The sequence below is a fragment of the Paeniglutamicibacter sp. MACA_103 genome, assembly GCF_045798555.1.
Taxonomy (GTDB): Bacteria; Actinomycetota; Actinomycetes; order Actinomycetales; family Micrococcaceae; genus Paeniglutamicibacter.
This window is the reverse complement of record NZ_JBIXLN010000014.1, coordinates 68,856-91,544: the sequence shown is the minus strand read 5'-3', so window position 1 is coordinate 91,544 and position 22,689 is coordinate 68,856. Positions and strand designations below refer to the sequence as shown.

At 62.8% G+C, this 22,689-nt stretch carries 18 protein-coding genes; 5 read left to right on the top strand and 13 right to left on the bottom strand.

All coding sequences use genetic code 11. The features are described 5' to 3' along the window. Positions 1–396 precede the first annotated feature (396 nt). From ACIPVK_RS08970 to ACIPVK_RS08920, 11 genes are all read right to left on the bottom strand, one after another. Positions 397–2,445: a beta-galactosidase gene (locus ACIPVK_RS08970; protein ID WP_407611623.1), complete on the bottom strand. Its 2,049-nt coding sequence runs from the start codon at positions 2,443–2,445 to the stop codon at positions 397–399. Between the two features lie 123 nt (positions 2,446–2,568). Continuing rightward, entirely contained in the window at positions 2,569–4,314 is a 1,746-nt protein-coding gene (locus ACIPVK_RS08965; RefSeq protein WP_407611622.1) for an amylo-alpha-1,6-glucosidase, read from the bottom strand. Positions 4,315–4,317: 3 nt separating this feature from the next. Continuing rightward, entirely contained in the window at positions 4,318–5,220 is a 903-nt protein-coding gene (locus ACIPVK_RS08960) for a carbohydrate ABC transporter permease (protein ID WP_407611621.1), read from the bottom strand. Then, positions 5,217–6,188: a carbohydrate ABC transporter permease gene (locus ACIPVK_RS08955; protein ID WP_407611620.1), complete on the bottom strand. Its 972-nt coding sequence runs from the start codon at positions 6,186–6,188 to the stop codon at positions 5,217–5,219. The genes ACIPVK_RS08960 and ACIPVK_RS08955 overlap by 4 nt, the downstream gene beginning before the upstream one ends. Next, on the bottom strand, positions 6,185–7,501 hold the full coding sequence (locus tag ACIPVK_RS08950; protein ID WP_407611619.1) for an ABC transporter substrate-binding protein: 1,317 nt from the start codon (positions 7,499–7,501) through the stop codon (positions 6,185–6,187). The genes ACIPVK_RS08955 and ACIPVK_RS08950 overlap by 4 nt, the downstream gene beginning before the upstream one ends. A 598-nt stretch (positions 7,502–8,099) precedes the next feature. After that, the gene (locus ACIPVK_RS08945) at positions 8,100–8,855 is read right to left on the bottom strand and encodes an SDR family NAD(P)-dependent oxidoreductase (RefSeq protein ID WP_407611618.1); all 756 of its coding nucleotides are present in this window, start codon (positions 8,853–8,855) and stop codon (positions 8,100–8,102) included. A 6-nt stretch (positions 8,856–8,861) separates the two neighbouring features. Continuing rightward, a complete protein-coding gene (locus ACIPVK_RS08940) occupies positions 8,862–9,668 on the bottom strand; it encodes an amino acid ABC transporter ATP-binding protein (RefSeq protein WP_407611617.1) in 807 nt (268 codons plus the stop codon). Continuing rightward, on the bottom strand, positions 9,665–10,639 hold the full coding sequence (locus ACIPVK_RS08935) for an amino acid ABC transporter permease (protein ID WP_407611616.1): 975 nt from the start codon (positions 10,637–10,639) through the stop codon (positions 9,665–9,667). Before ACIPVK_RS08935 ends, ACIPVK_RS08940 begins: the two co-directional genes overlap by 4 nt. 3 nt (positions 10,640–10,642) lie before the next feature. Then, positions 10,643–11,599: an ABC transporter substrate-binding protein gene (locus ACIPVK_RS08930; RefSeq protein WP_407611615.1), complete on the bottom strand. Its 957-nt coding sequence runs from the start codon at positions 11,597–11,599 to the stop codon at positions 10,643–10,645. A 15-nt stretch (positions 11,600–11,614) separates the two neighbouring features. Continuing rightward, positions 11,615–13,204, bottom strand: coding sequence for an amidohydrolase (locus ACIPVK_RS08925; RefSeq protein WP_407611614.1), 1,590 nt, complete (start codon positions 13,202–13,204; stop codon positions 11,615–11,617). A gap of 240 nt (positions 13,205–13,444) precedes the next feature. After that, a complete protein-coding gene (locus ACIPVK_RS08920; RefSeq protein WP_407611613.1) occupies positions 13,445–14,110 on the bottom strand; it encodes a GntR family transcriptional regulator in 666 nt (221 codons plus the stop codon). A gap of 107 nt (positions 14,111–14,217) precedes the next feature. Here ACIPVK_RS08920 and ACIPVK_RS08915 point away from each other — a divergent pair, with 107 nt between their 5' ends. Continuing rightward, the gene (locus ACIPVK_RS08915; protein WP_407611612.1) at positions 14,218–15,366 is read left to right on the top strand and encodes an ATP-NAD kinase family protein; all 1,149 of its coding nucleotides are present in this window, start codon (positions 14,218–14,220) and stop codon (positions 15,364–15,366) included. 20 nt (positions 15,367–15,386) lie between these two features. Continuing rightward, positions 15,387–16,145 (top strand): SDR family NAD(P)-dependent oxidoreductase, encoded by a 759-nt coding sequence (locus ACIPVK_RS08910; protein ID WP_407611611.1) that lies wholly within the window; start codon positions 15,387–15,389, stop codon positions 16,143–16,145. A gap of 149 nt (positions 16,146–16,294) precedes the next feature. On the opposite strand, the gene gcvPB is transcribed toward ACIPVK_RS08910, so the two are convergent. Together gcvPB and gcvPA are read right to left on the bottom strand one after the other, a co-directional pair. Beyond that, positions 16,295–17,896 (bottom strand): aminomethyl-transferring glycine dehydrogenase subunit GcvPB, encoded by a 1,602-nt coding sequence (gene gcvPB, locus ACIPVK_RS08905; RefSeq protein WP_407611610.1) that lies wholly within the window; start codon positions 17,894–17,896, stop codon positions 16,295–16,297. A gap of 2 nt (positions 17,897–17,898) precedes the next feature. Beyond that, on the bottom strand, positions 17,899–19,269 hold the full coding sequence (gene gcvPA / locus ACIPVK_RS08900; RefSeq protein ID WP_407611609.1) for an aminomethyl-transferring glycine dehydrogenase subunit GcvPA: 1,371 nt from the start codon (positions 19,267–19,269) through the stop codon (positions 17,899–17,901). A 308-nt stretch (positions 19,270–19,577) separates the two neighbouring features. On the opposite strand from gcvPA, the gene ACIPVK_RS08895 reads away from it, so the two are divergent. Genes ACIPVK_RS08895 through ACIPVK_RS08885 form a run of 3 tightly spaced genes read left to right on the top strand, consistent with a single transcriptional unit; the run spans position 19,578 to position 22,647 of the window. Beyond that, entirely contained in the window at positions 19,578–20,885 is a 1,308-nt protein-coding gene (locus tag ACIPVK_RS08895) for an ABC transporter substrate-binding protein (protein ID WP_407611608.1), read from the top strand. 2 nt (positions 20,886–20,887) lie between these two features. Next, positions 20,888–21,829, top strand: a complete 942-nt coding sequence (locus ACIPVK_RS08890; protein ID WP_407611607.1) for a carbohydrate ABC transporter permease — start codon at positions 20,888–20,890, stop codon at positions 21,827–21,829. Next, positions 21,829–22,647, top strand: coding sequence for a carbohydrate ABC transporter permease (locus ACIPVK_RS08885; RefSeq protein ID WP_407611634.1), 819 nt, complete (start codon positions 21,829–21,831; stop codon positions 22,645–22,647). The genes ACIPVK_RS08890 and ACIPVK_RS08885 overlap by 1 nt, the downstream gene beginning before the upstream one ends. Positions 22,648–22,689 lie beyond the last annotated feature (42 nt).

The following is a 22,689-nucleotide window of genomic DNA, read 5'->3' as shown; positions in this document are numbered from 1 at the left end:
AACTATTCTGGGCATTTTCTGGGCAAAAGCATCGCATTTCATGTGACCTATGGAAACCATGAGCACTTTCAGGCGATCGCGCGGAACGCACCCCGAGCTTTTCAAGCGCCCAAACGCGGTGGTCGATTTATGTGAGCCCAGGGTGCCGTGTCCATTCGACGATGTCTAGGCTCACGTAGTTGACCAACCGTTCGCGGCCGTTCACCAGGACGACACGGCCGGACGGAACGTCATCGGTCGCGTTTTCCTGGAACGACTTGCTTTCTCAATGGGTGGCCCAATTCGATGCAGAATCTCCGTTATGGATCGGAGATTCTGCATCGACTGGGGCCATGACCGAACGAGCGAAGTTGGCTCGTCCGCTCAACGACTAGCTATCCGCATCAAGCATGTGTATCAGGCCCTTTGAATAAACGGGACAGAATCTGCCCTGGCCGATGCCAGGACAGCAACGCCGTAGCGCGGCAAAATCATGACGCCGTCGGCATGCGCGGTTCCCAACAGGTCGACGGAATTCCGAGGGACGGCAACCTTCAGCGGCTCGGTCCCGTGGTTCAGCACGAAGGTGTAATCGGTGTCCTCTCCGCTGCGGGTCACGACCTCAAGGGTGGTGTCGGAAGCCGCGCGTGAGGGAAGCCCCGCTGCGTCAAGAACCCGGCGGAAGAGTGCGTCCAACCCGGCGGCCTCTGGAACCACACCCACGTACCACGCGGCACCCGTGGTTGATCCGATGCGCCGGGTCACGGCGGCGCGTCCGGCCAGCTCGCCGGTGGTGTGGGCACCGAGAACCTCGGTTCCCTGCAGGAGTTCTAGCCATTCGCTCCAGTTGGACATGGTGAACGTTTCACCGGCAACCTCAAGCTTTTCGTGGATGCCGTCGGGAATCGGCCAGTGCTCGTCAACCTCGACGCCGAGGAGTTCTCGCAGCGGGCCCGGGGCCCCTCCGGTGTGGACCTTCTCGGTCTCATCGACAACGCCACTGAACGGACCGACGACCAGCTGGCCACCGCGCTCGACGAACGAGGTGAGCGCGGCCGCCTGCTTGTTGCTGGCGATGTAGAGATTCGGGACCACTATGACGTCGTATCCCTCAAAGGAATCGGTAGCGCGCACCGTGTCCACTGGATGCCCAAGGCGGAAAAAGGCAGCGTTCCAGGCGCGTGCCTGGGCCGCGTAGTTCAGCCGCTGGGAGGGCAAGGACTCGGTGGCGGAGGAACCCCACCAGGAATCCCAGTCCACGACAAGACCCACTGAGGCACGCACCCGCGTTCCACGGACCGGCTCAAGGTTCTTGAGTTCGGCGCCGAGGGCCTTGGTTTCCTTGAAGCTGCGAGATTGTTCCCCGCGGTGCCCGAGCATCGCCGAGTGGAACTTTTCCTGGCCGAACTTGGCCTGGCGCCATTGGAAGAACATGGCCCCGTCCGATCCGTGGGCAATGGCCTGCATCGAATCGATGCGCATTTGGCCCGGGGCCTTGGGTACATTCACGTCGCGCCAGCTCACCGCGCTTGCGGACTGTTCGAGCAGTAACCATGGCCGGCCACCCTTCAGTGAACGCATCAACCCGTAGTTCAGTGCCGCCGAAACGTGGGCCAAGGGGTCCGCCGGATCCGGGTAGGCGTCGTCCGTGACCAGGTCCTCGACGGCGGCGAAGTCCCAGTAATTCAGGTCGCGCAGCAGCGACATGAAGTTGGTGGTGACGGCAACCTCAGGGGTGACCTCGCGCAGGACGTCGATCTCCACCTGGAAGAGCTCCAGCAGCGCGTCCGAGGAGAAACGCTCGAAGTCCAGCAGCTGGGTCGGGTTTATGGGCCCGGTTGCGGTGCGCGGCGGCTCGATGTGTTCCCACTGGGTGTAGCGCTGGCCCCATACACCCACGCCCCAGGCGTTGTTCAGGCCCTCGAGCGTGCCGTAGCGCGTGAGCAGCCACCTCCTGAAATGCACTGCGGAGGCAGGGCACCAGCACCGGGAAACGTGGTCGCCGTACTCGTTGGACACGTGCCAAAGGGCCAGGGCCGGATGCTCGCCGTAGCGTTCGGCCATGGCCCGGGTCATCCGGGCGACGTGTTCGCGCCAGATCGGCGAGCTCGGGCAATAGGCCTGGCGCGAACCGAACTCCAGCCTCTGGCCGTCCACGTTGTGCGGCAACATCTCCGGGTGCTGGCGGATGAGCCAGGACGGCGGGGTGGCCGTCGCCGTTGCAAGGTCTACCTTGATCCCCGCATCCCAGAGCACCTTGATGACCCGGTCCAGCCAACCCCAGTTGTACACGCCCGGGGTTGGCTCTAGCTGCGGCCAGGAGAAGACCGGAAGGCTGACTATGTTGACGCCGGCCTCAACCATGAGCCGGGCATCGTCCAGCCAGGTCTCCTCCGACCACTGGTCGGGGTTGTAGTCCCCGCCGTAGGCAAGGGCGTCAAGCCTGATTGACCGGGGTTCGAGCATGTCCGTTCCTTTCTGTGGCGACAATTGCCGCCCAGGTATTTGGCCGGGGGATCGGATCCCTTCCGGTGTGCCGGCCCGGAATGGGGCTGGCGCTGTCATGGTTCTGTCCCCGTTCCGGGGGACCTACCAGGTGTGGTCGTTCGAAAGCTGGACCGCCAGGTCGATGAACAGGGCGGCGGACCAGCCGAACGCGGTGGTGGCCGTCTTGGCCTTCTGCCCGGTGGCGGGATTGAAGTACTCGTGCGGCCCGCCGCCGTGGATGACCAGCTTCACCGTCTGCTCCGCCAGTGTGCGGGCGCGTTCGGGCTCGCCCGAGTTGCGAAGCCCCTCGATGACCAGTGAGTTGGTGTTGATCCACACGGGTCCGCGCCACATGCGCTCGGTCGAGAAGTCCGCATCGTTGGCGGCGACGGTGGGGACTGACCACGGGGTACCGAACTTTTCGGGATCATCCAAGTCACCGAGCATCCTCTCCTTGATGGAAGAAGGCAGAGAACCTGTCAGCAGCGGCATCAGGCTGACCACCGCGTAACTGGGCACCGGTTCCCCGGCAGCCCGGGCACGGAAGTACCCTGACTGCTCGTCCCACATCCCCAGGAGCAGCTCTTGGGTGCAGGCGGCCCTGGCACGGTGGGCCCGTGCCAATTCCTGCGCCCCATCATGACCCAGGCGTTCGGCGAATCCCGCCAACTCAAGGTCCTGCAGCATCAGGTAGGCGCCCAGGTCCGGCGAGGTGGTGGGAAGCGGCCCGTCAAAGATCGGGCTGTCATCGAGCCCCGAAGAATACGGGTGGCCGTATTCGGGCATGCCGTCCCCGTCCAGGTCAGATTCAGCAAACCACCAATCCTGCGAGCGGCGCAGGGTTATCAGATGCGCATCCACCCAGTCTTCGCCGCCGAACTCGGATGCGGGCTGGACCTCGAGAACCTTGCGCAGTGCCCAAGCCGCCAATGGCGGCTTGGTCAGCGGCACCGGGGCGGCGGGGTCGGCAATCGAGGATCCCGCGCGGCGCAGGGTCTCGCGGTCGGAAGCCGGCAAGTCATCGCTGTTGGCCAGGATACCGAGCTCATGGACCACATCGGGGAGTTGTCCTTCGGTTCCGGGGAAGCCGAATGCCAGGGAAAGTTGTTCACGGGCCAGCTCCGGATCGCCATGGCGCAAGCCCACGGCGATGAAATACGCATCCCATTGCCACAGACCCACATAGCCGATCTTTGAGGGAACCACCGCGCGGGCCGAACCAAGGGCTGGCATTTCCACGATGTTCGCGCCCAGCACCCACCAACAGAAGGCAACCATGTCCCGAAGGTCCTCGCGGACCGGCGGGCACTTGGCAAACCAATGAAGCCAGACTGCCTCGGTCGCGGACACGTGGGTCGCATGTTGGTCGGAGGCCAGCGCTTCGGCTCGGCGGTCGGTTTCGACGGCAAATATGATTGAATCGGAAGATCGTTCCCCGGTGGGCTGTGCGCCGACAACCACCGAATGTGTCAGGCCATCGGGGGTTTCCCAGTGGATTGACGCCGGCCCCTCATGGAACGGCCCCAGGCCGATGCTCAGGCCCGAGGGGCCGGCAAAGGTCAAGGTGAGGGCACCGTCTCCGAACTCGATGAGGTGGGGCAGTACGCGGGTGATACCCAAGGTGGCACCCCGAGCATCGCTCGCCCAAAGGTTTTCGAAGACCACGCAGTCCGTCAACCGCTTTTCGTATTCGGAGGTGCACACGCGCAGGCCCTCGCCCTGCGCGAAGAGAATCAAGCGCGAACGCGGCAGGGTGAACGGGGCCTGGATGAGGTCCAAGTGCCCGCCCGCGGCCTCGAGGTTTGCCCGGGCTCCGGTGTCCACTGGCGTGTCGATTGGCAGTGACATGGGTTATTTTCCTCCCAGGCCGGATGCGGCCATGCTGTTCAGGATGCGGCGCTGGCCGATTACAAATGCAATGAGGATCGGGATGGTGGCGATGGCCGATGCGGCCATGACCAGGCCGTAGTTGACCGAACCAAACTGGCTGGTGAAGCTGGCCAGCAACAACGGCACGGTGTAGAGCTCGGGGGAATTCAACAGCACGAGCGGGAACAGGAAGGAATTCCACACACTCAGCGCGGTGATGATCACCAGCACGCCGAGGCCCGGCTTGAGGTTGGGCAGGATGACGCTCCAGAAGATGCGCCAGCGGTTTGCCCCGTCGATGACGGCAGCCTCCTCGAGTTCTTTGGGCAGGGCCAGAACGAACTGGCGCATCAAGAACACCGCGAAGGGGTTGACCATCATGGCCGGAACGATCAGCGCCAGGTGGGAATCGATCCACCCCATCTTGCTCATGAGTAGGTAGAAGGGCACCAGGGTGACCTGTGAGGGGATCATCTGCGTGGCCAGGAAGATGATGAAGATGGACCTGGAACCACGGAACTTGATTCTGGCGAATGCGTAGCCCGCCATTGAGGCGGTGATCAAGGTGCCGAGAATCGACAGGACAGCGATGTAGAGGCTGTTGAGGTAGGCCTGCCCGAACGGCACCGCATTCCAGGCGTCGGCGAAATTGGAGAACGTCCACGGCTCCGGCCAGAAGCTCAGCGGATCCTGCAGCAGTTGCGGCAGCCCCTTGAGCGAGGTGACGATCATCCACAGAAACGGGAAGACCATGGCCAGGCCGGCAATGACGAGCACCAGGTGCAGCGCGGAGGAAAGGCCCAGGGAGGCCAGCTTCTCCTGCTTGAGCCGTTGCTCCCCGGTCTGCGCGGTGGCCGGCTTGGTGTCGAGATCCAGGGTGCTCATGCTGCATCATCCTCGTAGTGAACGAACTTCTTCTGGGCACCGAACTGGATGGCGGTGATGATCAGCGTCATGACCAGCAGGATGACCGCCGCGGCGCTGGAGGGGCCGAACTCGAAACGCCCGAAGCCCAGGTCGTAGATGTGGTAGACGATGGTTCGGGTGGCATTGTCCGGTCCGGCGTTCTGGGTCAGGATGAACACCGTGTCAAAGGTCTGCAGCGAGGAAATGAACGCCACGATCGAGGAGAAGAAGATGATCGGGGAGAGCAGCGGCAGACGGATCTTGGTGAAGAGCTTCAACGCCCCGGCCCCGTCGATGCGTGCCGCCTCGACGACCGAAGGGGAGATGTTCTGCAGCCCGGCCATGAAGATGATGACGTTCAAGCCCAGCGATGACCAGATCGACACGATGCAGACGGCAAGCAATGCCAGCTTCGGATCACCCAACCAGTCCGGCGGGGTGATGCCGAAGACCTTCCCGATGGTGGCGCTGAAGATTCCGTCGGCGCGGAACATCTGCTGCCAGATCATGGCAACCGCCACCGTGCTTGTCACCACCGGGGCAAAGAACAGGATCAGGTACAGGGTCCTGGTCTTGAGCTTCTCCAAGGCCACGGCGATCACGATCGCCAGCCCCAGACCCACCGGCACCGTGATGACGGCCAGCAACAGGGTGTTGACGATTGACTTTAGCAGCAGCGGGTCTTGCAGCTGGTCGGCAAAATTTTTGAATCCGACCCAAGTCAGGTCTGTAAGCCCGTCCCACGACGCGAAGGCCAGAACAAGGCTCGCGGCAAACGGGATGAGCACGAATAGCGCCATGCCGATGACCTGCGGGCCGATGAAGACGTAACCCCAGGCGCGGTCGTGCTTGCGCCAGGAGGCCTCCTTGCGAAGTCCCCCCGGATCGCTGGACGGAGTTGCCCTGTCGCTCACCCGCGTTGGCTTCTCCGCGAGTGAGGCACTCATTTGCCGGTCTTCGATTCGATCAGTGCAGCAACCTTGTCCAGGGTGCCGCGGGCGTCGTTCTTGCCTTGGTAGAGCTCGAGGAACAGATCGGAAATGTCGGTGGACAGAGCGGGGACGGCGGCTTCTGTGGCGTAGTTGGCGAAGCCGATGTCACGCATGTCCAGGAAAGTCTGGGCGTGGGCCGGGTAGTTGTCCTCGAGCACGACTTCGTCGGCGCCCTTGATGGAAGGGACCGCGTTGCCGCCGCCTGTCAGGCGGAAATTCTGGCCTTCGGCGCTCAGGAACTCGGTCCAGAAGGTGAAGGCCGCATCCTTGTTCTTGGTGTCGGCGTTTACGGCCAAGTAGGAGGCCGCGATGCCCGTGGGGGCGGGCTTACCGTCCGGGGTCGGCCAGTCGACGACGTCGTAGTCGGCCTCGACCCCGGCTCCCTTCAGGGTGCCGATGGTGTAGCGACCCTGGGCGAAGAAGCCGGCCTTGTGGGTTACGAACTTGCTATCCGCGCCGGCACCGTCGGGCAGGGTGTCAGCGGCGATGAACTTCTTGTCCTGGAAGTACTTGCCCAATGTCTCCACCGCCGCCAAGGTCTTGGGGTCGGAGTTGCCAACGAACGTGCCCGAGGCGTCGTAGGCCGTTCCGCCCTGCGCCGAGATCCAGCCGTAGTGAGTGGCCCAGTAGTTCCAAAACATGGATCCGGTCAGTCCCGCGGCTGCGATCTTGTCGTTCATTTCCAGGTACTTCTCGGTGGTCCATTTGCCATCGGCGGCGAGGGTCGCCGGGTCTTCTGTGATGCCCGCCGTGGCCAGGACCTTCTTGTCGTACCAGAGGGCATCGTTGTTCACGTCGTTCGGGGCCGCGTAGGTCACACCGTCCTGCTGGGCTGCACCGAAGGTGCCCGGGAAGAAGTCCTCCTTCTTGGTCTTGCTGGCAGGCGAGGCGATCATCTCGTCCAGCGGCATGAGTCGCTTCGAGCTGACGAACTGCCCGAGCTTGTCGTCGCCCACGTAGAACACGTCGGGTGCGGTGTTGCTGGTCAGCTGAGCCAGGAGCTTGGAGTGGTACTCCCCGTAGCTGGCCACTGGCTGAAGTTTGACCTTGATGTCCGGGTGGCGTTCCATGAACTGCTTGTTGAATTCGTTGAATCGGGTGAGCTCGTCCGGGGTGCCCCAGGTGCTCCACACAATCGAGCTGTTACCTCCCGCGGCCGGGGCCGGCGCCCCGGAACTGCCGCTGCATGCGGTCAGCGCTACGGCCGAAACGGCGGCCGCGCCGATGGCCAGGATGCTTCTTCTTGAAATGTTCTCTGAACGCCACATGCCAAATACCTCTTTCGATGGAAAACGAACAGTTGCTGTCGGTCGGTGACCGGGAACGGACTAGCCGCTTCAATGAACAAGAGTGAGCAGCACCACAACAACACACTGTATTCTGTATACAACAATGGCGACGTGTCAAGTGTCATGCTGTTTGTTTTTGTTCGAAAGTGATTTTCGGACCGCAACTTACTGGCGCGTAGCCGGCGGCTTGGTGTCACGGTTTTACTGGTCGCTTCGGCGGGAACTGTCTTGTGAATAATCATTTGAGTCGACGCCGATGTTCGAAATTGAGTGCTGGGTTCCATTGGGTCGCGGCGACCCCGGGGAACCGTGCGCGGAGAATCCAGTGCAGGATCGAGTCGGTCGATTTCCGCTTGATGGCCCGCGAATCTTCCTATTCTGCTAAAGCTCAAATCTCCGTAAGGACGCGCAAAAGCCGTCGCCGGGTATGGCAACATGCATGCAGCCATACCGGCGACGGCTCGAGGCATTTGCACATGTCCGACATCGATTCGGCGCATCCGACGTCGACGAAAGGGTAGCGGTGGTTGGCCCGGGCGGCAACTGAGCTTGGCAGGGCCTCAGCAAATCGGACTGTCTACTGAGTTCGGTAGGCCGAAGCGGTTCCGCCAGCCAGCTCCCCGCCGTCGACGATCAGCTGTTGCCCCGTGATGAATCGGGCCTGGTCCGAGGCGAGGAAGTGAAACGCGTCGGCAATCTCCGTTGGATCGGCGTGCCGGCGCATCGGGATTCGTTCGTTGACTTCCGTCAGCATTTCGTTCGTGTATTCGCTGCGCTGCATCGGGGTCAGTACGTAACCCGGGCTGACGCAGGCGGTGCGGACTCGTGGCGCGAGTTCCAATGCCACGCTGCGGCACAAGGCCAGGACCCCCGCCTTGGAAGCGTTGTAGTCCGCATACCAGGGATACCCGGCGGACCCGTTCGTGGAGGCCGTGGCCAGCAGGGTGCCGGAGCCTGCCTCGAACATGACCCGGCCCGCGGATTGCCAGAGGTTGATCACTCCGAAGAGGTTGATCTCAAGCAATCGGCGGATGTCTGCTGGCTTCATCTCGAGGAAGGCGTGGCGTGTGCTGATGCCCGCGTTGGCGATGGCGGTATCGATGCGGCCTTCGTCGGAGGCGATCTGCTCGACCACGGTGCGAACCATGTCCGCATCCGTGACGTCGCATTCACGCCACGCCACGCCCTCGGCGATATTCGCCGGTGGCTGCCTGTCCAGGTTGATTACTCTTGCACCGGAGGACGCAAAGCGGTGGGCGGTGGCCTCGCCGATTCCGGAGGATGCTCCGGTCACCAGGACCACCCGGGTCTGGTTTGTCGTGGATGTATTCATGATCGCTCACAGCACCTTGGAGAGGAACTGCTGGGTCCTTTCGTGTTGCGGGTTGGCAATAAGCTCGCGGGGATTTCCCTTTTCGACCACGACTCCGCCGTCGATGAAGGCCAACGAATCGGCGACCTCGCGGGCAAATCCGATTTCGTGGGTCACCAGCACCATCGTCATGCCGCCGACGGCCAGGGACTTCATGACCTCTAGCACCTCGTCGACCAGCTCCGGGTCCAACGCCGAGGTCGGTTCGTCGAACAGCATGACCTGCGGGTCCATGGCGAGGGAACGGGCAATGGCGACGCGTTGCTGCTGGCCGCCAGAGAGCTTCATTGGGTATTTATGGCCGTGGCCAGCCAAGCCGACTCGGTCCAGTAGCTCCTCGGCGCGGGCCAAGGCGAGCTTCTTTGGTTCGCCCTTGACCCTGGCGGGGCCGCAGGCAATGTTTTCGAGGGCCGTCATGTTGGCAAAAAGGTTGAAGCGCTGGAAGACCATGCCGACATTGAGACGGAACTTGGCGTACTCGGCGGAGTTCCATTCGTGGAATTTGCCCTTGCGGTAGTTGTATCCCACGTCTTCACCGTCGATCCTGATGCGGCCGCCGTTGGGCTTTTCAAGCGCATTGAGGCAGCGCAGGAACGTGGACTTGCCCGAGCCCGAGGGGCCGATGATACAGGCGACTTCTCCCGACTCGACTGAGAAGTCGATGCCGGAGTGGACCTCATGGGTGCCGAAGTTCTTGGTGACCTGTTCGGCCAGGACCAGCGGAAGCAGGACTTCGGTGTCGGTCTCCAATGTTGGGGCCGCCATGCTGCTCATGGGGTGCTCCTTAGCGGTTCGGTGCGCAGGCGCTGGCCGAGCAAGGCCAGGTTGTTGCGGGAAATGTACGGCTTGGAGAACTTCCGACGTTTGCCGGTGATGGGTCGATCGGCGGTGCCGAACTTCTTTTCGAGCTTGCCCTGGAAATACGTGGCGATGACTGTCATGGCCATGTACCAGATGCTGGCAACGATCAGCAGTTCCATGATCTTTCCGTTTTGCTTGTAGACCTGGCTGGCGTTGGTCATCAAATCGTTGCCCGCAACCACGTAGACAAGCGAAGTGGTCTTGAGCATGGAAATGAATTCGTTGCCGATCGGCGGGATGATGATGCGCGTGGCCTGAGGAAGCACCACGACCCACATCCGCTTGAACGGCGTCATGCCGATTGATGCGGCGGCCTCGGCCTGCCCTGGGTCGACGGCCTGGATGCCGGCCCGCACAGTCTCAGCGGCATAGGCGCCCAGGTTCAGTCCTAGTCCCAGCATTGCGGCGGTGAAGCCGGTCATGACCACGTTGGTGTCCCACATGTATCCGATGGTCGTGAAGGGGATCTTGATGACCAGCTGTGGGAACAAGAAGGCCAAGTTGAACCAGAAGATCAACTGCACCAGCACCGGGGTGCCACGGAAGAACCAGATGTAGAGATTGCTGATCCACACGGCAACGGGATTGGCCGAGAGTTTCATGATGGCCAGGGCCACGCCAATGGCCAGGCCCATGATGGTGGCCAGGATGGAAAGCTGGATGGTGACGAGCACACCGTCCAGAATCTTGGGGAACGTCAGGTAATACAGGACGTCTTTCCAGCTGATGTGGTCATTGGTGGCCAACACCCAGATGAACCAAGTGATGCCGGCGAGACATAGCAATGCCACGACGACGCGTGCCGGGTGGCGCAGCCTGACGGTGTTTCCTGCCTCGGGTTGTTCCACCCGACTCAGCGGTGCGGCGACCTGTTCCTCGACCATGGCTTACTTGCCCTGGTTGATGGTGGCCGCAGGCAGCGCCATCTGGTCCAGGCCCCAAGCACCGAGGATTTCGGTGTAAGTGCCGTTCTCGATGAGCTTGTTCATGGTGTCCTGGACCAGTTTCACCAGCTCCTCGTTTTTCGGGTCGATGGCGATGCCGAACAGGGAGTTGCCCGGGATCTCGATGGCCTCAAGCGCCCCGCTGGATTCCTTGGCGCGGAAGACCGCCACGGGGTAGTCATTCAGGCCCGCGGCGGCGCGGCCGTTTTGCACCTGCAGTAGGGCCTCTGGGTCGTTGGCGAAGCCCAGGATCTTGATGGGCTTCTCGTCCTTGGCCTCGCAGTCCTTGCTGAACTGTTCGGCCAACTGCATGTAGTAGCCGTTATCGAGCACGGCCATGGTCTCGCCGCAGAGGTCCGCCGGGGATTTCACGCCCTGGGGATTGCCTTTGGCGACCATGATCGAGCCCGAGGACTTGGCGTAGTCGACGAATGAGACCTTTTCCCGGCGTTCGGCGGTGTCGTTGAATCCTGACATCAACACGTCGAACCGGCCCGAGACAACCCCGGGCATCATGCCCGATACATCCGAATTGCTTATCTTGGCCTCGACGCCCAGAAGGTTGCCCATGGCGCGGGCAAGGGACATGTCCACGCCGACCATGGTCTTGCCGTCGGCATCGAACATTTCCATGGGCGGGTAACCTTCTGCCGCGGCGATCTTCAGGCCCTCCGACTTGATGGCGGCCGGCACCCGGGCCGAAAGTTCGGGATCGATGCCGACCGCCGCGATGTAGGAGGCTGCGAGGTCACCGGAGGGCGCCTCGTTCTTGAAGGCACCTGCCGCCGCGGCTCCCGAGGACGCGGGGGTTTCGGCAAGCGATTGGCCGCCGCAACCAGTGAGGGCCACTGAACCGATGGTGAGAACAGCAAACAGGATTCCTCGTTTGAACGATTTCATGGGTTTCTCCTTGCGTTAGTCGGACCAGTGGATGCGGCCGTCGATGACTGTCATTAGTGTGTATGTCGAGTGAAGATCATGGGGTGGGCAGGTCGTGGGGTCCCTGTCCACGACGATGAAATCCGCCAACTTTCCGGTTTCCAGGGTTCCCTTGAGGTGCCCCTCGCCGGTGGCCAGAGCGTGGGAGGTTGCTGCCGCATGCAGGGCCTGCGGACGGGTGAGGATTTCCTCTGGCTGCCAGCCGCCGGCCGGGAAGCCGTCGGGCCGCTGGCGGGTGGTCCCGGCGTGGAGGCCATGGAAGGGATTGGTTTCCTCCACCGGTGCATCGGAACTGAAGGACACGGCTCCTCCCGCGTTCAGGATGCTGGCCCAGGCGTAGGAGAGCACGTCGTGGTCTCCGAGGAGGGAATTGACCAGCTCGATATCCGAGGTGCAGGAGGCGGGCTGCATGCAGGCCAATGCGCCGCTGGCGGCGAGCCGGGGCAGGTCGCGGCGGGCAATGTGCTGGACGTGTTCGATCCTGTTGCTGCCGGCCGGCATCGAGGGGTGGTTTCCCGCCGCCTGTTCGAAGGCATCCAAGGCGTTGGAGACCGCGCGATCGCCAATGGCATGGACCGCGGCGGTCAATCCGTTATGGTTGGCGAGCTTGACCAGACGGTTCAGCTCCTCGGGCGCCGTCACGGCCAGGCCCTCGGAGCTGGAATGGCCGTAGGGTGCATGCATGAGGCAGGTGCCGGAGGAGAGGGAGCCGTCGGAAAAGATCTTCACACCGCCGCGGCGCAGCCATTTATCCCCCTGCCCGGTGCGCACGCCCTGTTCAATGATCCGATCAAGCACCGCGACGGGCATGATCTTGTTGACCCGCAGGGGCAACGCACGCCGTTCGTGGAGATCCGAGAAAGCGTCCCAGGCATCCATACCGTCGATGTCGTGGATGGACGTGATGCCCTGGCGCACCAGGGCGCGTAGCGTGGAAGGCAGCAGCGTTGCCAGGTCGTCCCGCGTGACTTCCTCCAAGACGCGACCGGCGTTGAATCCAGCTGCCTCCAGCAGGATTCCCGTTACGGCCCCCGATGCGTCACGGACGATGGTCCCGCCGGCCGGATCGGCGGTTGCGGCGTCAATGCCGAGGTAGCCCAGTGCCGCGGAGTTCAGCCAATAGGTGTGCAAGTCGGCGTGGTGCAATGCGGTGGGGTGAGACCCCGTCACGGCGTCCAGTTCCCGGCGGCCCGGAAGTTCCGGGTGGGTCCACCCATGGTGGTTCCAGCGTCCGCCGAAGATCCAACTGGTGGTATCGCCGGGTTCGAGTTGTGCGATGTGCTCTGCGACCAGTGCGACGACAGCGGTACTCGAGGTGGCGGGGGAGAGGTCGACTTCCGCTTGGCGCAGCGCCAGTTGGGCGGTGTGGATGTGACTGTCGGCGAATCCTGGCATCGCATGGGCTCCGCCCAGATCGACGCGATGTGCCCGCGGGGCAAATTTCCGGGCAGCTTCGACGGTTCCCAAGAAGCGGATCTGCCCCTCGCTCGTGACCAAGGAAGAAGCCGTGGGGTTCTTCGGATCCAGGGTGTGGAAAACGGCATTTTCATACACCGTGAACGTCATATGACCCCCATCATGCGTTGAGTATTCACCACTCGAAGCTTCTGTGCATCGAATACGTTGTACTGTATACGGCATACATTGTGCGTTCAAGACTTTTTGTGCTCCATTATTCAAATGGCGGGATGCGGCATTTGCGTGGTGACTTGAAGTCTCGAGGGTCTGGCTTGGGACATGAAAAAGCCGCGCCCCATTCCGCCCTCCGGAGCGGGTGGATTGGGGCGCGGATTGGCCGGGCGTGGGTTAGCTCGCGGCTTTGGCACTTTCCTTGTTGGCCAACGCCTTGGCGATCCGGGAAGTGCTGTTGAGCCAGTTGGCACTCAGGGCCGCCCGCGCTGCCGGAAGGTCCTGGTCGATGAGTGCCTGGGCAATGGTCGAGTGTTCGGTGGCCGCGCGTTCAATGCGGTCGGTGGCGCTGACGAAGAATTTCTCATATCTCCGCAAGGCCACCTTGTGGGAGGCGATGGTCTCGATCAAGCGCCGGTTGGGGCACCTGGAAGTTAGCAGCGCGTGGAAAACGTCGTCATGGCTGTCGACTTCCTGGGCGGGGGCCTCCGTGGCGGTGAAGGAATTGGCCATATCAAGGACCTTCGGGGCTATGGCCACCAGGTCCGATGTCGGACTGAGGTCCAGCGCAAGGCATTCGAGGGCCGCGATAATCTGCACGGCCTCGGTGTAGTCCCTCTCGCTGATGGGGGCCCACCGGAAGCCCTTGCCGGAAACCCGGGTAATGACGCCCTGTTGGGCGAGTGAGATGAGAGCCTCTCGCAACGGGGTGCGGCTGACGCCGAGTTCGGAGGAGAGCGTTACTTCATTGATGCTCTCGCCCATGTCGAACTCACCCGCGCCAACGCGGTTCATGATTTCGGTTTCTATCTGTTCGCGTAGTGATTGACGCTGGATGGCCACTGCCGCCCCCTGATTCTAGGTTGATGACGTGCGGTTCCCGGAATAACTATTGTACTCGGGGCTGGGCTCAGTATACTGTATACAGAAATGTGAGAGGAAGTCCTCAAGTGAGTATATGTATTGGCCTGATCGTCAATCCCGTGGCCGGCCTTGGCGGGCCCACCGCCCAAAAGGGAAGCGACGCCGGAGATATCCGGGAGTTGGCGCGGGCCGCAGGCATCAACTCACTGGCGCCGGAACGCGCCCGTCTCGCGATTCAACACCTGCGCGAAAGCCTTGCGGGATCGGGGACCCCGTTGAGAATCCTGGCGGGCGCAACTGAAATGGGCGCCGACGCGCTGGGTTGTGACATCGCCCATGAGACGGTGGCTGCCGGCAACGTGCTTCCCGGATCCACAACATCATCCGACACAAAATTGATGGCCCGCCGATTGGTCGAAGCCGGCGTGGATCTCCTGCTTTTTGCCGGCGGAGACGGCACCGCGCGTGATGTCATGGATGCGGTAGGTTCCACGGTTCCGGTCCTGGGTATACCGGCCGGGGTGAAGATCTATTCGGCCGTCTTCGGAATGACGCCCGCAGAGACCGGAAGGCTGGCTGCCGGCTGGCTGTCCTCCAGCGAGAGGCCAACAGTCGAGCGAGAAGTGGTGGACATCGACGAGGAGGAATTGCGCCGTGGCTCCGCAAACCCAAGCTTGTACGGTGCGCTGCGGGTGCCGGAGGACTCTCGCCGGCTTCAACCGCGCAAGGCCGCCAGTCCCGCTTCAGATGCCAACGCGGTCCTTTCCCTGGGCAGGGCCTTTGCCGCCATCATGCTTCCTGACCGCTACTACGTGCTTGGCCCAGGCGGAACGACGTTGGCCATTGGCCATGCCTTGGGTCTGGCGCTGACACGGCTGGGCGTGGACGTGGTGTGCAACGGACAACTCGTGGCCCAGGACGTGGACGCGGAATCGCTCAACAACCTGATCCCGGACGAGGGCGCCACGGTCGTGGTCACCCCGCTGGGGCAGCAGGGATTCGTTATCGGGCGCGGCAACCAACAGATCGACTACCGCTTGCTGCGGCGCAGCGAGCTGAAGATCGTGGCCACGCCCTCCAAGATCATCTCCTTGGGCGGGCGACCGCTCTGGGTTGATTCGGGTCATCCCGAGATTGATGCCACCCTATGTGGCTTTGCCAAGGTCTTCACGGGACCGAATGCCGAAGTAATCTACCCCATCAGCAACACTGCTGATGGACTCGTCTCCGCCTAATACACACCAAGGAGCAGTACATGCGTTTGAAGGACAAGTCAGCCATCATCACCGGCGGCGGATCCGGCATCGGCCGGGCCACTGCACTGGCCATGGCCGCCGAGGGCGCCAACGTCGCCATCTTCGACATCAACGAGGAAGCCGCGCTGGCCGTGGCCGCCGAGGCGTCGGCACTCGGCGTGAAGGCATTGGGCCTGTCGGTCAACGTGGCATCCGACGAGGATGTGCAGCGCGGCGTCGCCGCCGCGGCAGCCGAATTCGGGACGGTCAACGTGCTGTTCAACAACGCGGGCATCATCCGCCGCGCCAACGTTATCGACACCACCCTTGAGCAGTGGGACCAGGTGATGGGCGTGAACGTGCGCGGACCCTTCCTGCTGTGCAAGTACGTCGTCCCGCTGATGATCGAGGCCGGCGGCGGAGCGATCGTCAACACCGGTTCGGGCTGGGGCCTCAAGGGCGGCGGCGACGCGCTGTCCTATTGCACCTCCAAAGCCGCGGTGGTGAACATGACCCGCGCCCTGGCCATCGACCACGGCCCGGACAATATTCGTGTTAATTCGGTGAACCCCGGCGACACCAACACTCCGATGCTGCGCGAGGAGGCCCGCCAGCTTTCCCAGGCCGAAGCCAGCTTCCTCGAGGAGTCCAACGACCGCCCGCTTAAGCGCATGGGCACTCCGGAGGAAATCGCCGAGGCCGTCGTGTGGCTGGCCAGCGACGCCAGCAGCTACGTCACCGGGACGGCACTGGTTGTCGACGGTGGCGGCATCGCCTAATCGGAGCAGGCGCAAAAAGTCCCGCCGTGGGAAGCCAGGCTTCGCACGGCGGGACTTTTTGTCTCGGTCGCCGGTCGGAATCGGCGCAAACAAATGGGGCCCTCGCCGGTGATCCCGGCGACGACCCCATTGGTTAGTGATATGGCGGGTTAGCCCACCGAGATCGGTTCTTCAGCCAACCGTGCATCGGCGTCGGTGAAGTACTTCTTCCGGTAGGAGCGCCACGTGATGGCCCAGCGTTCCGGATCATCCAGGTCATCGTGGTCGATCTGGTGCACGGTTTGGTTGTGCGGGGCCGAACGCACCAGCTCGGGGTTCTCCCGGGCCTCGGTGGCGACCTGTGCCAGCGCCGCGACATACTCGTCGATTTCGGTTTTGGAGTACGACTCGGTCGGTTCCAGGGTGAACGGCTGCGGCACCAGGTATGGGTGATGGCTCGTCCAGTAGTGCATGCCGTAATCGCTCATCCGGATGCCGATTTCCTCGGAGGTGATGCCGGTGTCCTCAAACAATTCCTGCCACGAATAGCGGACCTGTTCGATGCGGTGCTTGCCCTCGGCGTACGGTGCGCTGGCGCCGGGGATTTGCCGGACCAAAGCCAACAAGTAGTTGTTGTTCAGCACGGCGATTTCCGCGACCTGGCGCAGGCCCGAGGCCCCCAGCGCCATGATCCAGGCATAGGCGCGGACCACATTCGGGGCAACGCCGAAGAACGGCGCGACTTTGCCGATCGACTTCTCACCGTTGTAGTTCACGGTGAAACCCGCATCGGTCTTTTCGATGCGCGGGTTGGGTAAGAACGGGGCAAGGCGTTCAGAGACGGCGCTGGCGCCGGCACCCGGCCCGCCGCTGGCGTGCGGGGTGGAGAAGGTCTTGTGCAGGTTGAAGTGGCACAGGTCGAACCCGGCGTCCGAGGCGCGGGTGATCCCCAGGATGCCGTTGGCATTGGCCTGGTCGTAGGCGGCCAGGCCGCCGGCCTCGTGGATGATCTGCACGAATTCGCGGATCTTGTCGTTGTAGATCCCGGTGTCTTCCGGGTTGGTGATCATCAAGGCGGCGGTGCGCGGGGAAACCGCGGCGCGCAGCGCCTCGATGTCCGGGTAGCCGTTGGCGTCCGGCATCAGGGTGATGACCTTGTAGCCGGCTGCCTTGGCGCAGGCGGCGTTGGACGGGTGGGAGAAGATCGTGGTGATGACCTCGTCGCGCACCTGGCCCTCGCCGTTGGACTCGTGGAAGGCGCGGATCATGGAGATGTTGGCCCAGATCGCAGCGGAGCCGCCCTGGGTCTGCAGGCTCACCGAGTGCATGCCGGAGATCTCGGCGATCGCCTGCTCGGTGCGCCAGAAGATCTCCAGCACGCCCTGCAGCGAGGCCTCGTCCTGCATCGGGTGCAGTTCGGCGAGCTTCGGGGTGCGGATGATCGTCTCGTTGACCTTGGGGCTGTACTTCATGGTGCAGGTTCCCTGACCGATGTCGACGTTGAAGTCGGCACCCAGGTTCTCCTGGCTGATGCGCAGGTAGTGGCGCACCACGCGCATCTGGGCAAGCTCGGGAAGCGCGGGGGCGCTGGAGCGGCGCAGCGAGGACAGTTGGTTCTCGATGCCGGCCAGGGCCTGGACGGCTGGCGGCTCGGCCTGCGACACCAGGATGCCGCGCTCGCCCGGGGTGCTGAGTTCAAAGATGATCGGCTCATCCCAACGGGCCTGGTGGAACCGGCGGTGGGCTGGCTTGGGGCTGACTGGAAGGGCCATGGTTACTTCTCCTTCAGGAAATCGGTGAGGGCTGAGGCCAGGGAATCGATGTGGGCCGTGGTGATGCGTTCGGTGACGCAGACCAGCAGATTGTGTTCGCCGATGACCACGCCCGGCTCGATGTCGCGTGCGCGCAGGGCCGTCGCGACCTCGGCGGCGGTCTTTCCGGAGGCCGAGAGGTCGAGCACGAATTCGCGGAAATGCGCGGCCGAGTCGCCCAGTGCCACGCCATCGATGGCGGCGAGCTGCTGCTGGGCGTAGGCGGTGCGTGCCAGGACGGTGTTGCCCAGGTCTGACATGCCGTTCGGGCCCATCGAGGCCAGGTAGACGCCGGCGGCGATGCCCCAGAGTGCGGCGGCGGTGCCCACCCATTCCTTGCCTTCTTCGCGCAGGGCGAAGGAAGTGCGGTCCCAGGCCACGTCGCCGAAGCCGTACTCGCCCTCGACGGAAGTGCTGGCCAGGCCGAAGAGGCGCGACGGCATCTCCATGACGAACTTCGGGTCGTCGTGCACGGCGATGAAGCCGCCGCGGCCGCCGCCGAACCACTGGTGGATGCCCAGGGACTGGATGTCACCGCAGACGATGTCCGCTCCCCAGTCGGCCGGGGGAGTGAGGCTGCCGTAGGCGATCGGGTCGGTGCCCACGACCAGCAGCGCGCCGGCCTCGTGCGCCAGATCGGCAATGGCTTGGCCGGAGGTCTCCAGCACTCCGTGGAAGCTGGGGGTCTGGATCCAAACTGCCGAGGTCTGGGCGTCGACCGCTGCTGCAAGTGCTGCGGTGTCTACTAGGCCGTTGACCGTGGGCACGAACACGAGCTCGGTGTGGCTGCGCACGTAGTCGGTGACCTTGGAGACCAAGTCGGTGTTCGTGTCGGAGGCGACGATGATTTTCGAGCGACCGGTGATGCGTCCGGCCATGGCCAGCGCCGTGGCGGTGGCCTGCATGCCGTCGTAGGTCGGCACGTTGACCACGTCCATGTTGAGCATTTCGCCCATCATGGAGGTGTACTCGAACAGGGCCTGGAAGCGGCCGTGGTCCTCGTATGGTTCGCCCGCGTAGGCGGTGAGAAATTCGCTACGGTTGATGACCTCGTCCACGACGGACGGAACGTAGTGGTTGTAAACGCCGGCGCCCAGAAAGCTGATGACCTCCCGGGTGCTGCGGTTCTTGTTCAGCAGCCCGGTGACGTGTTCTTCCAGCTCGGCCTCGGCAAGGAACGGCTCCGGCAGATTCAACATGCCTTTGACGCGCAGTCTCCGGGGAATGTCTTCGTAGAATTCCTCGATGCTGGATGCCCCGGTGACCGCGAGCATTTCCTCGATGACCGAAGGAACCGTGTTGGGAATGTAGGGGTGAACTGTGGAATTTTGCATGGAATGTCGCCTCCTGCTGTTGTCATGGCCCGACGCATTTCCTGGAGAAGCACGGGATAACTTTGGTGAAATTCTGTATACAGTGCACATTATGCGGATTTGGCATAAGAGTCAATTGTGATCCAGATCGCCTTTTGGGCGGGTCGGCCGTCGCGGGCAGCGCCGTTGCGGGGGTGCGGATCGAGGGATGCTTCACGTCATTTTGTTTGGTCTTGATGGAAAAAGTTCGAAAGTTATCCCAAATGTTCTGAATACTGTGTACAGTTTCGTCCATCATCGAGGTCTTAGCGACGACAAGGAGCTCCACAATGTTCAAGCCCATGAAGCTGGCCGTACCAGCCATAGCCCTCGCCCTGTTGACGGGCTGCGCCGGCGGCGGGGTCCCCGCGCAGAGCGGCGCGACGCTCAAGCCGGACGCGGACGTGTCGGGCGAGATCACAGTGTGGAGCTGGGATGTCGCCGCAACTGCACTGAAGCGGCTGGCCACCTCCTACTCGTCCGAACATCCGGGCACCACCGTCAAGGTCGTGGACATCGGATATGACAACGCCTACGACAAGATGTCGGTTTCCCTGCAGGCCAACAGCGGGCTGCCCGACGTCGTCACCGTCGAAACCGACCGGATGCCGGCCTACATCGCGCAGTTTCCCAAGGGTTTCACCGACCTGGCGCCGCTGATCGACAATGCCAGCAAGGACTTCGATCCCTCGAAGATCGCGGCTTCTTCGGACAAGGACGGGCGCCTGTTGTCCCTGCCATGGGACTCGGGAACCGTCGGATTGTTCGTTCGCACCGACTACTTCGCCGAGGTCGGCATTGATCCGGCCTCGATCAAGACCTGGGACGAACTGGTTACTGCCGGCGAAGCCATCAAGAAGAAGACCGGCCACACGCTGATCTCCACCGACCTGTCTGGCGGCGGAATCTTCTCCATGCTGCTTCAACAACAGGGCAAGGGCATTTTCAACACCGCAGGAGACATCGACTTGAACTCACCTGAAGCAGTGCAGGCACTGACCCTGATGAAGACCATGAACGAGAAGGGCCTGATTCACAACGTCAAGGGCTGGGATGGGCAAGTCACGGCTGCCAAAGACGGCAAGTCGGCAGTCAACCCCGAGGCAGTCTGGTGGATCGGCACCCTGACCGGAGAAGCCCCCGAGCTTTCCGGGAAGTACGGCGTGCTTCCGCTGCCGGCGTTCACCCCTGGAGGCGGAACCACCTCCAACAACGGCGGCTCGACGCTGGCCGTTCCCACCCAGGCAAAGAACCCCGAACTGGCCGGATCATTCGTCAAATACGTGCTGGCCAACAAGGACAGCCAGGTCTCGATGATGAAGGACGAGGGCTTGTTCCCGTCCTACCTGCCGGCCTTCACCGACCCGCTCTTCGCCGAACCGCAGGAGTACTTCGGCGGCGAGAAGGTCTATCAGCTTTTCGCCGAGCAAACGGCCAAGATCCCCGCCGGAACCACCAACGCCGACAGCGCCAAGGCCGGGGATATCGTGGCCAACGCGGTCGTCTCCACCGTGCTCAACGACGCAGACCCTGCCACCGAGCTGAAGTCCGCCGCCGAGCAGATCGCCACCGCCACCGACCGCAAGATCGCGCAGTAATCATGACCGCCACGCTGATGCGGCCCTCCACACCGAAGGAGGGCCGCTCCACGGCTCGCGCGGTAGCAAGCGAGGCGGCACGGCGGGCCTCCCGCCGCCATCGTCCCGGCTACGTCTTCATCCTGCCCGCGCTCGCCCTGTTCGCCCTGTTCTTCATCTACCCGTTGGTTTCCTCGTTCATCCAGAGCTTCCAGACGATCTCCGGCGGGGAAACCAGCTGGGTAGGGCTGGCCCAGTACCAGCGCCTGTTCGACGATCCGCTCGTGGCCCAAAGCCTCTTCAACGTCTTCTTGGTCCTGATGATCCAGGTGCCGCTGATGGTTTGCATCGCGATCGGGCTGGCCTACGTCCTGAACCAAAGCTGGGTTCGTTTCCGGACAGGGTTCCGGGCCATTTACTTCCTGCCCGCGGTGACCACGCTGGTGGCCTACTCGCTGGTCTTCCGGGTCATGCTGGCCACCGACGGGGGAGCGGCGAACCAGATGCTGGGAATGATCGGGATGGACCCGATCGACTGGCTCAATTCCGAGGGCTGGGCTCGGGTGGCGCTGATCGCCTCCATCACCTGGCGCTGGACCGGCTACAACATGATCATCATCCTGGCTGGCCTGCAGGCGATTCCGGCGGAGCAATACGAGGCGGCACGGATCGACGGGGCCGGGCGCTGGGCGGTGTTCTCCAGGATCGTCGTGCCGCAGCTGCGCCCGGTGATCCTGTTCAGCAGCATCACCTCGACCATCGGCGCGCTGCAGCTCTTCGACGAGAACTTCATCCTGACCGGGGGAGGCCCCAACAACGCGACCCTGACCCCGGTGCTGTACCTGTACAAGGTTGGCTTCCAGCAATTCGACTTCGGCTACGCCTCGGCGATCGCCTGGCTGGTCGTGGCCATCATTGCCGTCATCTCGCTCATCCAATTCCGAATCATGAGGGAAAAATCGTGATGCAGACCCTCCGCCGTTCCCCGCTCTACGTGCTGTTGGCGCTTGGCGCTGCGGTGAGCCTGGTCCCGTTCCTGTGGATGGTCATCGCCTCGACGCACACCACCGCAGAGATATTTTCCACGCCCATGCCCCTCCTGCCCGGGGGCGAGCTGTGGAACAACCTTTCCCGGCTACAGGCCGAGACCGGCTTTGCACGGGTCATGCTCAACAGCGTGCTGGTGGCCGTGCTCTACACAGTCTTCTCCTGCATCGTCAGCGCGATGTGCGGGTACGGGTTGGCCAAGTACCGGTTCCGCGGGCGGGGCCTCATGCTTGGCGGTGTTCTGCTGACCATGATGATTCCCGGGCAGGTGCTGCTGGTACCGCTGTTCCAGATGATGGCCAGCGTCGGGTGGATCAACAGCTTCCAAGCGCTGATCCTGCCGTTCCTGGCCAACGCGTTTGGCATTTTCCTGATGCGCCAGGCCTTCCTCGATTTCCCCGATAGCCTGATCGAATCGGCGCGGATCGACGGTGCCAGCGAGATCAGGACGTTCTACCGGATCGTGCTGCCGGTGGCCCGGCCGCAGCTTGCCGCCCTGGTGATCTACACCTTCATCAGCCAATGGAACTCCTTCATCTGGCCACTGCTGATGCTCAACAGCGAGGAGAAGTACACATTGCCGGTGGCACTGAACACCATGGTGGGGCTCTCCCGCGTCGATTACTCGGGGCTGATGCTCGGTTCGTTGCTGGCAACGCTGCCGCTGCTCATCGTCTTCCTGCTCTTCCAGAAGCAGTTCATCTCCGGGCTCATGGGCGGAGCCGTCAAGGGGTAGCAAGCGGTTGCCCTCGGGCCGAAGGTCGACTGGCAGGCATGG